Source organism: Longirhabdus pacifica (assembly GCF_004115085.1).
GTDB lineage: Bacteria > Bacillota > Bacilli > Paenibacillales > DSM-105158 > Longirhabdus > Longirhabdus pacifica.
In genome coordinates this window covers 1-15,121 of record NZ_QXJP01000021.1, presented here as the reverse complement: position 1 = coordinate 15,121, position 15,121 = coordinate 1, and the positions used below count along the sequence as shown (strand labels likewise).

The following is a 15,121-nucleotide window of genomic DNA, read 5'->3' as shown; positions in this document are numbered from 1 at the left end:
TTGAGCATACGTACAGAAGAATTGTTAGTCAATGTAGGTCCACAACATCCTAGTACACATGGTGTTTTTCGTCTCGTCGTCAAGTTAGATGGTGAAGTGATTACAGAAGCAACTCCTGTAATTGGATATTTACATCGTGGAACGGAAAAACTCGCAGAGAATTTAAGTTATACTCAAATTATTCCGTATACAGATCGTATGGACTACTTGTCTGCAATGACGAATAATTATGTGTTATGTCATGCCGTGGAAACCTTAATGAAATTAGAGATTCCTGAAAAGGCTGAATATTTACGTGTCATCGTCATGGAATTAAATCGTGTGGCTAGTCATCTCGTTTGGTGGGGTACGTATTTATTAGATATTGGGGCCATGAGTCCGTTTCTTTATGCTTTTCGTGATAGAGAAAAAATAGTGGAACTATTTAATGAGTTATGTGGAGCGCGCTTAACTTATTTTTATATGCGTGTTGGTGGTGTGAAATGGGATGCACCTCCAGGTTGGATTGATAAAGTAAAAGAATTTATTCCATATATGCGAAAACAAATCGAGGAATACGAGAAATTAGTGACGGGGAATGAAATATTTTTATCCCGTGTAAAAGATATAGGGAAATATGATTCACAAACAGCGATAAACTATGGGCTTAGTGGCGTCAATTTACGAAGCACAGGAATAGATTGGGACCTGCGTAAACAAGAGCCATACAGCTTATACGAACAATTTGATTTTGACGTGCCAACGTCTACCGATGGAGACTGTTTTGCAAGATACCGTTTACGCATAGAAGAAATGAAACAAAGTCTGTCCATTGTTGAACAGGCCGTAGCACAGTTTCCTGAAGAAGGAAAGATTATGGCGAAAGTACCGAGAGTCATTCGTCCACCAGCTGGAGAAGTATATTCTCGTATTGAATCTCCGCGTGGGGAAATTGGGTGTCATATCGTATCAAAAGGAAAAGCAGAACCTTACCGACTTAAGTTTAGAAGACCTTCCTTTGTTAACCTTCAAATTCTACCAGAACTATTAATCGGCGAAACAATGACCAATCTAGTCACCATATTCGGAGGAATAGATATTGTGCTAGGGGAGGTCGACTGTTAATGGATAATATGATAGAACAGCTATCTATAGGTAGCGTTTCGCTAGTCACCCTTGCAACGGCGGCACTACTCTTGATCGTACTTGTTTTTGTGACATATGGCATTTATTTTGAGCGAAAAGTCATCGGCTGGATTCAATTACGTCAAGGTCCAAATCGAACAGGTCCATTTGGTCTATTGCAAACCGTCGCAGATGTGTTTAAATTATTAATTAAAGAAGATACCATCCCAAACAATGCGGACAAAACGGTTTTCAAATTAGGGCCGATTATCTCTTTCATCCCTGCATTCGTCGTGTTGGCGGTTATTCCGTATACAGAAAACCTTTATTTTGCTAACTTGAATGTTGGCCTGTTGTACTACGTTGCCTTATCTGGCATTAGTACGATTGGTATTTTAATGGGAGGATGGGCATCCAACAACAAGTATGCATTGCTAGGTGGCATGCGTTCGGTTGCCCAAATGATTAGTTATGAAATTCCACTTGTCATTTCTATGGTAGGTGTTATTTTAATGACAGGCAGTTTAAATATGATTCAGATTGTAGAAGGTCAAGCAGGTGGATTTTGGTCGTGGAATATCTTCCCTCAAATCGTTGCTTTTGGTATATTTATAATTGCGGCTGTTGCAGAATTGAATCGTACACCATTTGACTTGCCTGAGGCCGAATCTGAACTTATCGCTGGTTACCATGTTGAATACAGCGGTTTTCGTTTTGCCTTTTATATGTTATCAGAGTATGTTTATATTTATGCCATAGCTGGGTTGACGACTGTCTTATTTTTAGGAGGGTGGCATGCTCCGTTTGCTTTCTTATCTTTTATACCTGGACTGATTTGGTTTATTATAAAATTTTGTTCCATCGTATTCTTCTTGTTTTGGATAAGAGCAACGATGCCAAGATTAAGAGTCGATCACTTAATGGGACTAGGATGGAAAGTGCTGCTTCCATTATCTTTGGTTAATATTTTTGTTACGGCGATCGTATTAGAGTTGTTAAAATAAAAGGAGAAAAGTGAGGTGATATATTTTGAAAGGCATCGTAAAAGGTCTAGGGGTGACATTTAAAAATATTACGAAGAAGAAAGTGACGTATGCTTATCCTGATGTTCCTATGAATATGCCGGACCGCTTTCGAGGGGTACAGCATTTTGAGCCTGATAAATGTATCGTATGTAATCAATGTGCTCGCGTATGTCCTACAGATTGTATTACATTGGTCGGTAAACAAGACCCTAACTCTGAGAAAAAAGTGAAAATTATTGATACGTACGATATTAACTTTGAAATTTGCATTTTGTGTGATTTATGTACGGAAGTATGTCCCACAGAAGCTATCGTGATGACCAATAATTTTGAATTAGCAACGTATAGTCGAGACGATTTGTTCAAAGATCTTCATTGGCTGGAAAATAACAATACGTTAGTTAGATCGGAAAACAGTACGAATTTACAACCGAAAGCAAAACCGAAGCCAAAGCCGAAAGCAACGAAAGAGGAAGGAGTGAAGTAAGTTGAGCGGACAGTTTATCTTTTTTATGTTGTTTTCTGTCACAGCCATTGGCGGAGCGATTATGATGCTGAATATGGAGCGAATTATGTATATGATAGCTTCCGCTGCCGTCACCTTTCTCAGCTTAGCAGGGATATATGTATTGCTGCATGCAGAATTTTTGGCTTTTGTACAAATTCTTATTTATGCAGGGGCGATTACGATATTGATGATTTTCGGTATCGTATTGACGAAACATGAAGAGAAACGAGAAGAGCCTAAGCGACGCTTCTATCACATTTCATTATTTGCAGGGGTAGTTGGCTTGTTCGCAGTATTTTACTATGTCATTAATCAGAGTGCTTTTCCTGCTGTTACAAGGGAAATAGCGCAAGATCAGACCAAAGAGATTGGGTTGCTTATTTATAGCCAGTATGTGATTCCTTTTGAGCTGGTATCGATATTGTTAACCATTGCTTTAATAGGAGCTATCATTATTGCTAAGAGAGAGGGGAAGTAGGATGGAGCCAATGCTTAATTCATATCTTTTGTTATCGGCTTCCTTGTTCTGTATCGGGCTTTATGGAGCGCTATCGAAAAAAAATGCTGTTATTGTTTTACTTTCGATAGAGTTAATGCTGAATGCAGCGAATGTTAACATCATCGCTTTTTCCAAATATGGAATAAACCCTTCGTTAACGGGTCACGTTTTTTCATTATTCTCCATGACCGTTGCCGCAGCGGAAGTCGCAGTGGGTATAGCGATATTAATTATGCTGTATCGTAATAGAGGTATTTCAGATGTAACAAAGATGGATGTTTTAAAAAAGTAGAAAGAAGGGCAGGAAAGTTTGATGGACTTTACAATATCAACTTATGCTTGGATCATTCCCCTCTTTCCGTTTGTGTCATTCCTCATCTTACTCGTATTAGGTAGGCAGATGAAAGGAATAGCGAGTACAATTAGTATTTTCGCGATGCTTTTGGCAACGGTAAGTGCATTGCTGTTATTAGGGGAAACATTGAAAAATGAAGCACAAAGCTATACTTCATCCGTATTTAATTGGTTAGATATTGGTGATTTTTCTATTTCGTTTGGATACGAAGTGAACAATGTGAACGTATTAATGCTCGTTATCGTTACGGTAGTAAGTTTGCTCGTTAATGTATTCTCCAAAGGGTATATGGCGGATGATGAGCGCATGACCGTATTTTATAGTTACATATCATTATTTACGTTTTCCATGTTAATGCTAGTCATTTCAGATAACATCTTGCAATTGTATATTTTTTGGGAGTTAGTCGGTTTATGTTCGTTCTTATTGATCGGTTTTTGGTATCAGAAGAAAGAAGCAAAGGCAGCTGCCAAAAAAGCGTTTATCGTAACACGAATTGGGGATATCGGTTTATTCATCGCTGTTATTTTACTGTTTTGGTACATGCCAGAACATATGTTGAGCTTTACTGCTATACATAATGCCTTTGAAACAAATGCTCATGGTTTCAGTGATGGAATGGTCACGTTAGTGGCGCTGCTTATTTTTGTTGGAGCTGTTGGTAAATCGGGTCAGTTTCCGCTTCACACATGGTTGCCTGATGCAATGGAAGGGCCTACACCAATCAGTGCATTGATTCATGCTGCTACGATGGTAGCTGCTGGTGTATTTTTAGTAGCAAAAACGTATGATATTTTCCTTGCTTCTGAAACGGCACTGCTCATTGTTGGTACTGTCGGTGCATTTACTGCATTGTTTGCGGCATTGATCGCTATCGCACAAAACGATATTAAGCGCATATTAGCGTACTCCACTGTCAGCCAGTTAGGATATATGATGCTTGCACTTGGTTTAGGTACGATGGCAGCTTATTCTGCTGCAATGTTACATTTATTCACGCATGCTTTTTTCAAAGCGTTACTATTTCTTGGTGCTGGGAGTATTATCTACGCCCTTCATCATGAGCAAAACATATTGAAAATGGGTGGAATTGGCAAGTCGATGAAAGTAACGACGTGGACGTTTGCTATCGGTACGTTAGCTTTAGCTGGTATTTTTCCGCTATCTGGATTCTGGTCCAAAGATGCGATATTAGCGCAAGCTTATGAACATCAGCCTGTCTTCTTCGCTGCCGCATTAATCGGAGTGTTCCTTACTGCTTTCTATATGTCTCGACTATTTTTCCTCGTCTTTACGGGTGACAATAGAAGTGGTCATACGCCGAAAGAATCTCCATGGGTGATGACACTACCTTTAATCATACTAGCTGTATTAGCGGTGTGTGCAGGTTGGGTAGCAATTCCTGGTATCGGTACATTTAATGAATGGCTAGTAGGGGAAACGATGGAGGAAAAAATACATTGGTCTATTTTGATTATTTCTAACGTTGTCGCATTACTCGGCATTGGCTTAGGTTATAAAATGTTTAGGAATAAGACAGCTTCTTCATTACATGAACAAAGTGGAAATGGACTGCAAACGGTACTTGCCCGTAAATTTTACATCGATGAATTGTATGACCTCATCGTCGTGAAACCAGTCAGAGGTTTAGGTGCATTTTTACAACTGTGGGATGAATTTATCGTTGGCGGTTTGGTGAAGGGAAGTATTACCACTACACGTCAAATCGGGAAAATGGGCATGAGATTACAATCTGGTCAAATGCAAGTCTATGCATTAATCTCCGTTATCGGCATGTTAATATTACTACTCATATTTGCTGGAAGGAGGTTGATATAAGTGTTGGAATCATTACCGTTACTGTCACTTATTCTTTTTTCACCATTAATCGGTGTACTCATTTTATTGTTTGTTCCTAAACATAAAAGAAAACCTCTACAGACGATTGCGATTTTAACGACGTTAATCCCACTGGTATTGGGTGCGATGTTGCTTTTACAATTTGATGGTGTAAATAGTAGTGTGCAAATGGAAGAAGAACTGAAATGGATTCAGCCTCTAACCTACTTTAACTATCATTTTGCATACCAGCTTGGGGTAGATGGCATATCGTTACCATTGATTTTACTTACTGCTTTTATTGCCACAGCTGCAGCCTTTGCCTCTGTGTTTATTAAGAAACGTTGGAAGCTATTTTTCATTTTGCTTCTGTTATTAGAAACAGGAATATTTGGCGTATTTATGGCTCGCGATCTATTACTCTTCTTCATTTTCTTTGAGTTTACGCTCGTACCGATGTTTTTTCTTATCGGTATATGGGGGGAGAAGCGGAGAGAGAGAGCTGCAAATTATTACTTAATCTATAACGGACTAGGCTCTGCGATCATGTTTATCGTATTTATGATGCTCATTTTCACAGTAGGTTATGATATATCTACATCGTCTTACACTAGTAGCTTTGATGTTATTAAAAGTAATGCTTTAGATCCATCCGTGTTTAAGTTTGATTTTGAAGAGTTAAAGACGTGGATGTTTGTACTATTGCTGATTGCTTTTGGTATTAAATTACCGATGTTTCCTTTTCATACATGGGTGGTGAAAGTGCATCGGGAAGCTCCTCCTGCCGTTGTCATGATTCACTCTGGTATATTGCTGAAAATGGGAGCTTACGGATTAATTCGATTTGGATATGAAATTTTTCCAGAGCAAGCAGTAGAATGGGCGACCGTGTTAGCTGTGATCGGCGTCATTAACTTCCTATATGGAGCATTATTAGCTTTAATGCAAAACGAGCTAAGAAGTATATTGGCGTATTCTAGTATTAGTCATATGGGAATTGTATTAATGGGTCTTGCTGCTGGTAATGCATTAGGGATGCAAGGGGCTGTTTTCCAATTGATTTCACACGGGTTGATATCCGCATTGTTATTCTTGATCGTTGGCAGTATCGCGGAACGTACAAGAACGACAGCATTGCCTGAATTAGGTGGACTAGCGCAGCGCATGCCATTCTTAAGCGGAGTGTTCTTGTTCGCTGGATTAGCTTCACTCGGATTACCAGCATTATCTGGTTTTGTGGCTGAATTTATGTCTTTTGCCGGTTTATTCGAGCAAATGCCAGTGCTGGCTGCAATAGGTAGTATTGGGATTGTGTTGGCTGCGGTGTATATGTTAAGAGCGGTATTAGCGATTACATTCGGTAACCTCCATGCTCAGCACCAATCACTGAAAGATGTAAGGATGATGGAAGCGATTCCGATGGTTGCTCTAACTGCGGTGATCATTGTGTTAGGCGTATACCCTGCTTTACTTACATCGATTGTAGAACAAGGTATGGCATTTTACGTGATGGTGAAAGGGGGATAACAGATGGATACGCGGTTATTTGCAGCAGATTTACTAGATATGCTGCCAGAGCTCACATTATTTATTGCAATTATCATTATTTCCTTGCTAGACTTGTTTTGGCCTAAAAATGCTTCTAAAAAAGGGATCGGCGTACTAACACTCATCGCTTTGATCGTATCAGCAGGATTTTTGATCTATCAGCGAATACATTTAGACGGTGTTATTTCGCTGTTAAATGATAGTTACCTAGTATATCACTATGGCATATTGTTTAAACTGATTGTTCTATTAGGTGTTAGTTTGATTGTTATGATGAGTTTTGGAGCGATTAGGGACAAAGATATCCCTCATATCGGAGAATATTACGTATTGCTAATGCCAGCGGCATTAGGTGCGATGATTATGGCGTCATCTGCCGATATCATTACATTGTTTATCGGATTAGAATTGCTGAGCATTTCATCTTATATTCTCGTAGCTTTGCGAAAGCATCATACGAAAAGCAATGAAGCTGCATTTAAATACATCGTGCTAGGTAGTATCGCTTCTGCTTTTATTTTATATGGCATGTCGTTCCTGTATGGGATGGGTGGATCGACCAATTTATTTCAAATTGGCGCTACATTGCAAAGCTTAGAGTCATCTTTTCATCCGATGATCTACGTGAGCTTCTTTCTATTGCTCGTAGGATTTGGATTTAAACTTGCTGCCGCTCCTTTCCATACGTGGGCACCTGAAGTGTATAGCGCAGCACCGACACCAGTGGTGTCCTTTCTCGCTGTTATTTCTAAAGCGGCGATGTTGATTTTTATGTTTATGTTCCTGCCTGTATACTTCGTGCCGTTGGATCCAGTGCAAAACCTTACGATTTATTCCGACGTGGTTTTAACATTACATGTGGTGGCTGCTATTTCTATGATCGTTGGTAATATCGTTGCGCTCATGCAAAAAAACGTAAAACGATTATTAGCGTTTTCTAGTATAGCTAATGCTGGATATTTTCTCGTCGTGTTATCTACCGATAGACCAGGGGAACTAGTATATTATTTAGTTGCCTACTTATTGATGACTATCGGGATATTTGCAGTGGTAACAGCACTAGAAAATTCAGCAGAACATCAAGATATTAGCATCTTTTCTGGACTATATTTTACTGCACCAGTCACTGCGGTCATGACGGTAATTCTATTACTGTCTTTGGCGGGTATTCCATTAACGATGGGCTTCCTAGGTAAATTTTTTATTTTACTAGGCGTCATACAAGTGAAGACGTATTGGCTTGCAGCGATTATGATTGTAAGTAGTGTAATTTCTTTCTATTACTATTTCCGCATCATCCGTTTGATGTTTATGCGGTCACATAGTGAACATACAACGATAAAAGTGCCAGTGACAACGATGATCGTCATCGCCATTTGTGTCGTAGCTACGATTTTCTTTGCATTTTTCCCGCAATATATGTTGTCGTTCATTGAATGGACATAACAGACAGTATCATGTGCTTTTTACTGTAATGATTTAGCTATCACATCGCTTTTTGCTTTTGCAAAGTGGAGTGAAATTGGATACATGAAGAATGTTTGTCAGAAGGTGCTTCTTATGAAGCGCCTTTTTTATGTACTAATACCTTGAAATAGTGACCATAAAATAGGTGGATATTTTAACAAAATTTAGATTACATTTTTTGAAATTATTGTGCTATGATTAAATCAGAAATCAGTTGTAAAACGTTGTAAAATGTATAAAATCTGTATGATAAATGTTGAAACTTTTATACTTATTTAAAGTATAAAGTAGTAAGGTTAAAACGTTGATGATTAAATGATTAATTCTAATATTCAACATACGTATATATAAACTTTAAAATATAACGCTTTTTAGGGAGAAGGATGAGAAAGATGAGAAAGATGAGACGTCAATCAAGAAGAAATACATATCTTTTCATTGTTAGTTTGTCATTGATATTACTTTATATTGTATTTACAGTACCTGCCGAGGCCAAAGCAAACACATTAATACAAACAGAAACATTTCATCACACAACGGCAGTGCAGCATCAACAAGATTGGATTATAAAATGGGAAGGAAATATAGAACCTCAATTCATTGCCCAGAGTAACATTGTAGTAAAAGATGACGAACTCGGTGTTGTGATAGCTTTCCCTAAAAGTACGATAGATGTAAACATGTGGACTGACACGTGGTCTAATCATGATATGGTCCAGTACATGCAAATCAACCATCCTGTAACTATACATGAATCCGGTGACGAAACATCCAATGAACCAGTAGACGGAGAAGTTGATGAATCACTAGATGAGCCAACTGAAGCACCAGCGGATGAAGAAGTGGAAGCACCAGCTGAACAACCAGTTGATGAGTCATTAGATGAATCACTTGACGAATCATTGAAACAACCACTCGATGACTCCGTTGGGGACCCTCTACAAGATTCGGTTGAGAAATCAGTTGAAACAATCACGCCTATATCTCCTAATGACACGTATTACAATGAACAGTATTACTTAAAACAAATAGGAATGGAACAAGCATGGGGTGTCGTTTCTGGTAATGATGACATCGTGATTGCTGTTATTGATACAGGTGTAGATTACAATCATCCTGATCTTGCACCTAATTTATTACCTGGTATTAACGTCATGGACCCTAGTCAATCTGCTCAAGACGTTTACGATGCAAACGGTAATGGCGGACATGGCACGAAGGTAGCGGGAGTCATTGCTGCAGCTGGCAACAACAATACAGGCGTGGCAGGCGTCGTATGGAATGCTAAAATATTACCTATAAAAGCTGTCGATGCAGCAGGTAAAGAATATGCGCTAGCAAAAGGGTTATACGAAGCGATTGAACAAGGAGCAGACATCGTAAACTTCTCATCTGGTATTTACGAATATAGTCCATTTCTCGAAGAAGCAGTGTTGGAAGCGGAAAAAAGGGGAGTGCTCGTTGTTGCAGCTGCAGGCAATGAGAAAAGTGCAGTAAAATATCCAGCAGCTTTCCCAACGGTTGTAGCTGTAGGTGGAGTCAATGCAAACAACAATATATGGGACGATGGTAATTCCGGCTCACAATTTGGTCAAGAATTAGATATCATGGCTCCCGTTCATGTCTATACGACAAGTCTAGGCGGTGGATACGAAAAAGCAATAGGTACTTCTTTTGCAGCACCACAAGTATCTGGAGTTGCCGCATTAATTTGGGCACAATATCCTGAACTCAGTGTACTAGAGCTCCGTAACTTGCTGTATCAAACCGCGCAAGACATTAACAGCCCTGGATGGGATAAATTTAGCGGTCATGGTTTATTACGCGCTGACTTAGCGCTGACGAATACATTGCAAGACGATATATATGAAGAAAATGATACGATGAAAGATGCAAAATTGTTGCGCCTTACTTCTCAATTGTCAGCAAGCATTAGTAATGAGGAGGATGTAGACTGGTTTATGATACAACCGGAATACAATGGAGTATTGCAAGTGCAATATGAAGCCGATGCAGCCGATCTCATGATCACGTCATACAACAGTAATGGGGAACTTCTGGCTCAAATAGGTGGAAGTGATAATAAAGGAACTTTCAACATACCAGTTGCACAAAATCAGAAGCAATACATCGTCATTTCTTCTAATGGAAGTCCAATGACATACCAACTTCAGACCAAATTTGTGATTAACAAAGATGCAGCAGAAAATAATGACACGATGGAAGAAGCATACTCGATACCATTACAAGAAGAATGGACACAAACAGGAACCTTTCATCAACAATACGATGAAGATTGGTATGTGTTAAATATAACAACCGATAGCATGTTGAATTTAAATGTCTCGGCAGATACAAAACGAATGAATTTGCAAATGAAGATGGAAAAAGACGGGGATAGTCTGAATGATAAAATTATAAGTTACAGCAAACAAACAAAAATAGTAAATGATCTTCGTCTAACACCCGGAAAATACTACATTAAAATAAGCGGTTCAGATAATGAAGGTCCGGTTGTAGGACAATATACGTTAAAAATGACGTATAAAGAAATTTTTGTTGATCGTTATGAGCCAAACAATGCCACCTACTCTGCAACGACGATGCTGGAAGATGAGTATATGTACGGAATTATTGGTGATGAAGAGGATGTAGATTATTATCAAATTTCGCTCGATCAGGATTACTACGTCACAGTAAAGTTGGATCAGGTGGATATTAATACTACTTCATTAAAACTGTTCAATGAAAATTTCATTAAATACGCTGGATATACAGATAATGTGCTAACCACAGAAATGAAATTATCCAAAGGAACGTACTATATCCAAGTGGACGCTAGGAATGAGATGGAAACCCCTTATCGATTGTACTTGAGTAAAGAAACGTTAGTGTCTGGATTTAGGGACATCAGTACCCATTGGGCACAACTGGAAATATCGCGGTTAACCTCGGATGGTTATTTAAATGGATACGGTAATTATGAATTTAGACCAGAGCAGGCGGTAACAAGAGCGGAAGCCATTAAGATGATTACGGATGCCGCAAATCTCACGCAGTCGACGTTTATTCGATTCAACGACGTGACCCGAAATCACTGGGCCTATACTGCCATATCCAAGGGAGTGAAGGCAAATATCATTACTGGGTATCCAGATAGTACCTTTAGGCCAGATAACCCTGTTACGAGAGCAGAAGTCGCTGCCATGATAGCAACTTCCAATAAATTAGATATTAGCCAAAATAAATATTCTTATGTGGATGTGGGTCTTGATCATTGGGCTACAAACTATATTTACGCATTAAAAAGTGAAAAATGGATTAGTGGTTTTGGCGATGGAACGTATAGACCGGACGACACGACAACGAGAGCACAAATGGCTATACTCATCTATAAGATGATATACGGGAGGTAATACGATTGCAGCTGTGGTTTTCTCAACTTACATCTACCTTGCTTGCATCTGATATGTTAAAAACGAAGATGGCACAGGATGGCATTACATTTATCATCGTTACACTGTTATGCATTGTCATCAGTTGGTGGAGTTTACAAGCAGTAAAGTTTGAAAAATTTCTTCGCTATCCCAAAAGTGCACAAGCAAAATTACTACAGGTCATTTTAGCTTGTGTCATTGGCTATTTATTTTCTAGATTGCTTCTTGATTATTCCACCTGGGCCTTTAACATCAGAGGATTCCTATAGAGCACTGGTATAACTAGAACGAATAGTAAAGTAAAAAGAAGCACAAAATGAAAGATAAGTTGGATGAACTTGTTCAACAACTTATTACCTCTGAACACAAGATGAAGAAATTTCTATAACAATCTTTACGTCTGGCAACTGAGGTGTAAACATATAGCTCAATATTTCTTCATCTTGTATATAAGTTGGATGAACTTGTTCAACAACTTATTACCTCTGAACACAAGATGAAGAAATTTCTATCATAATCTTTACGCCTGGCAACTGAGGTGTAAACATATAGCTCAATATTTCTTCATCTTGTATATAAGTTGGATGAACTTGTTCAACAACTTATTACCGCTAAACATAAGATGAAGAAATTTGTACATCATTATGAAGTAAAATGTTAACTGGTAAAATTGTGAAAAGTATTTGACAGTGTCTAAACTGTGATTATATGTTTATGTAAAGTATTGAGAATAATAGTTGTCAAGTTAACTATCGTTTGTTACACTGTAAAATGATTATTATTTGATTTTTATTGATTTTTAACAAACAAATTCAAACGACGCGGAGGTTTATTCAATGAGCAAAATCATTGTCCGCGGTGGCAAACGTTTACAAGGCACAGTTAAAGTGAGTGGGGCAAAAAATGCCGTTTTACCTATTATTGCAGCATCATTGTTAGCAAGTAAGGGGCAGTCCATTATTCACGAAACACCTGCTTTAGACGACGTGAACACACTAAGTGAAGTATTAAAAGACTTAGGTGCTCACATCACTTACCAAAATGAGACGTTGCGAATTCATGCAGAAGATATTAAAAGTGTAGAAGCGTCTTATCTTCTCGTTCGCAAAATGAGGGCTTCATTTTTAATAATGGGTCCACTGTTATCTCGCTTTGGCAAAGCAAAAATACCTCTGCCAGGGGGCTGTGCGATTGGTACCCGCCCAATTGATCAACATCTAAAGGGTTTTGAAGCAATGGGTGCTAAGATGGAACTAGGCGAAGGTTATATTAACGCTACCGTGAATGGTCGTCTCCAAGGGGCGAAAATATATCTGGATATCCCTAGTGTAGGTGCTACCCAAAATATTATGATGGCTGCTGCATTAGCAGAGGGAACGACAACAATAGAAAATGCAGCATGTGAACCAGAAATTGTAGATTTAGCTAATTTCCTTAACGCAATGGGTGCTAAAGTTCGTGGAGCCGGAACGGATACGATCCGTATCCAAGGTGTAGATGAACTTGTTGGCACAAGTCACACGGTAATTCCTGATCGAATAGAAGCGGGTACATATATGATGGCTGCTGCTATTACAGGTGGAGACGTGTTGATTGAAGGTGGAATAGCAGACCATTTGAAGGCAATTATTGCTAAATTAGAAGAAATGGGCACCAAGGTGGAATGTGAAGATACTTCTATACGCGTAAGAGCGACTCAGCCTTTACGAGCGGTGGATGTAAAAACACTTCCTTATCCAGGGTTTCCTACTGACATGCAAGCGCAGATGATGGCGCTGCTTCTCGTATCGGAAGGAACTAGCGTCGTGACGGAAACAGTGTTCGAAAATCGCTTTATGCATGTAACAGAATTCAAAAACATGAACGCCAACATTAAGGTCGAAGGGCAAGCTGCTATTATTTCGGGTGGATCTTCGTTATCTGGATCGAAAGTGAGTGCTAGTGATTTAAGAGCTGGAGCAGCACTAGTCATTGCCGCGCTCGTTGCGGATGGTGACACAGAAATATCAGATATTCATCATATTGAGCGTGGTTATGATGATATTTGCAACAAGCTATCTCAGCTAGGAGCTTCGATTACTCTAACTGCTCAGCAAGAAGAGGAAGAAGAGAACAAAGTTCTTCTCAATTCCAGGTTGGCAAGAGCATAAAACCAACATGACTAACTAAATAATAAACATTTCTAAATAGATGAGAGAAAAGTGCAAGCAGGAATAATCATTTCCTGCTTGTATTTTTTTGTGTCAAAATGATATATTCTAACTGTTTTTGGGATGTTACAATATGTATATAGGGAAATGATTGGGATGGGATGTGACACATTTGAAATCTATGAAAATGAAACTAATCATCATGCTTTGTTGTTTATCTATACTTTCTGGCTGTGGCATAGCAAGTAAAGAAACGTTTCAGTACCTTCATAGGTATATTCAAGCTATAGAACAGAATATAAGTACAGCTGTAAACTCTACTCTCTATTTTATGTTATTACCAGACGAATCACAGATTATCGTCACTTATGATGTGTCAGATAACAAACTAGAATACCCTCATCAATTGACAACAAATGAGTACTGGGCTAGCTATTCGAGAGAAATAGAAAAGCATCAGCAACTTTGGCTAAACATTACATCTATTTTACCAGAGGATACAGTACATAACATACACAGACTTACACTCTATTCAGATGGTTATGCCAACGAACTAGCTGCAGTAGAACCGCTAAGTTGGAATAATGAGAAGTGGAAACTGTATGTGGATGTATCTGACTTAAATGACCCTATACAATGGGTGGATACACTAGTGCATGAACATGGGCACATACTTACCTTAGGACAACATCAAATGGATGGAGATAATTATTCAACCTATTTCTGTGATACGTTTGTAACAGACTATGGTTGTAGTGAAGAGGATGCTTATATATATCAATTTTATAAACAATTTTGGGAAGAGGAAATGATAGAGGAATGGGAAGCAAGAGGCCTAGCGGAAGATGATGATGGCGTAGGATGGTTTTATATGGACTACGAAGATCAATTTGTTTCGGAATATGCCGCGACCAGTATATATGAGGATATCGCAGAAGCATGGTCTTATTATGTGTTATATACTTTTCCAGAAGGGGATGAAATATGGGAAAAGAAAGTTCAATTTTTTGAATCCTACCCAGAATTAAGGGAACTAAAGTCTATCATTTTAGAAAATGTAACTAGAGAGTATGAAGATATTCAGTTCCCTATTTAGTGAACTACACGCCACTTAACAACCTTACGGGTCGTTTGAAGTGGATGCTTCTTGGGAAGTAGATACTTTTGTTAGCTATCTATATTTACCAAG

12 protein-coding genes are annotated in these 15,121 nt (G+C 38.7%); all 12 read left to right on the top strand.

Annotated elements, in window-relative coordinates:
* The gene (locus D1Z92_RS13590) at positions 1 to 1,104 is read left to right on the top strand and encodes an NADH-quinone oxidoreductase subunit D (RefSeq protein ID WP_128896220.1); all 1,104 of its coding nucleotides are present in this window, start codon (positions 1 to 3) and stop codon (positions 1,102 to 1,104) included.
* 8 nt (positions 1,105 to 1,112) lie between these two features.
* The gene (nuoH, locus tag D1Z92_RS13585) at positions 1,113 to 2,108 is read left to right on the top strand and encodes an NADH-quinone oxidoreductase subunit NuoH (RefSeq protein ID WP_240666745.1); all 996 of its coding nucleotides are present in this window, start codon (positions 1,113 to 1,115) and stop codon (positions 2,106 to 2,108) included.
* A gap of 25 nt (positions 2,109 to 2,133) precedes the next feature.
* A complete protein-coding gene (gene nuoI, locus D1Z92_RS13580; protein ID WP_128896218.1) occupies positions 2,134 to 2,616 on the top strand; it encodes an NADH-quinone oxidoreductase subunit NuoI in 483 nt (160 codons plus the stop codon).
* A gap of 1 nt (position 2,617) precedes the next feature.
* On the top strand, positions 2,618 to 3,115 hold the full coding sequence (locus tag D1Z92_RS13575) for an NADH-quinone oxidoreductase subunit J (RefSeq protein WP_240666735.1): 498 nt from the start codon (positions 2,618 to 2,620) through the stop codon (positions 3,113 to 3,115).
* A 1-nt stretch (position 3,116) separates the two neighbouring features.
* Entirely contained in the window at positions 3,117 to 3,428 is a 312-nt protein-coding gene (gene nuoK, locus D1Z92_RS13570; RefSeq protein ID WP_128896217.1) for an NADH-quinone oxidoreductase subunit NuoK, read from the top strand.
* Positions 3,429 to 3,449: 21 nt separating this feature from the next.
* On the top strand, positions 3,450 to 5,330 hold the full coding sequence (gene nuoL / locus D1Z92_RS13565; protein ID WP_128896216.1) for an NADH-quinone oxidoreductase subunit L: 1,881 nt from the start codon (positions 3,450 to 3,452) through the stop codon (positions 5,328 to 5,330).
* A complete protein-coding gene (locus D1Z92_RS13560; RefSeq protein WP_128896215.1) occupies positions 5,331 to 6,857 on the top strand; it encodes a complex I subunit 4 family protein in 1,527 nt (508 codons plus the stop codon).
* A gap of 3 nt (positions 6,858 to 6,860) precedes the next feature.
* Positions 6,861 to 8,324 (top strand): NADH-quinone oxidoreductase subunit N, encoded by a 1,464-nt coding sequence (locus tag D1Z92_RS13555; RefSeq protein ID WP_128896214.1) that lies wholly within the window; start codon positions 6,861 to 6,863, stop codon positions 8,322 to 8,324.
* Positions 8,325 to 8,737: 413 nt separating this feature from the next.
* Positions 8,738 to 11,761 (top strand): S8 family peptidase, encoded by a 3,024-nt coding sequence (locus D1Z92_RS13550; RefSeq protein ID WP_164931625.1) that lies wholly within the window; start codon positions 8,738 to 8,740, stop codon positions 11,759 to 11,761.
* 5 nt (positions 11,762 to 11,766) lie between these two features.
* The gene (locus tag D1Z92_RS13545; RefSeq protein ID WP_128896212.1) at positions 11,767 to 12,051 is read left to right on the top strand and encodes a DUF1146 family protein; all 285 of its coding nucleotides are present in this window, start codon (positions 11,767 to 11,769) and stop codon (positions 12,049 to 12,051) included.
* A 567-nt stretch (positions 12,052 to 12,618) separates the two neighbouring features.
* On the top strand, positions 12,619 to 13,932 hold the full coding sequence (gene murA / locus D1Z92_RS13540; protein WP_128896211.1) for a UDP-N-acetylglucosamine 1-carboxyvinyltransferase: 1,314 nt from the start codon (positions 12,619 to 12,621) through the stop codon (positions 13,930 to 13,932).
* A gap of 172 nt (positions 13,933 to 14,104) precedes the next feature.
* The gene (locus D1Z92_RS13535) at positions 14,105 to 15,028 is read left to right on the top strand and encodes a hypothetical protein (RefSeq protein WP_128896210.1); all 924 of its coding nucleotides are present in this window, start codon (positions 14,105 to 14,107) and stop codon (positions 15,026 to 15,028) included.
* Positions 15,029 to 15,121: the final 93 nt, after the last annotated feature.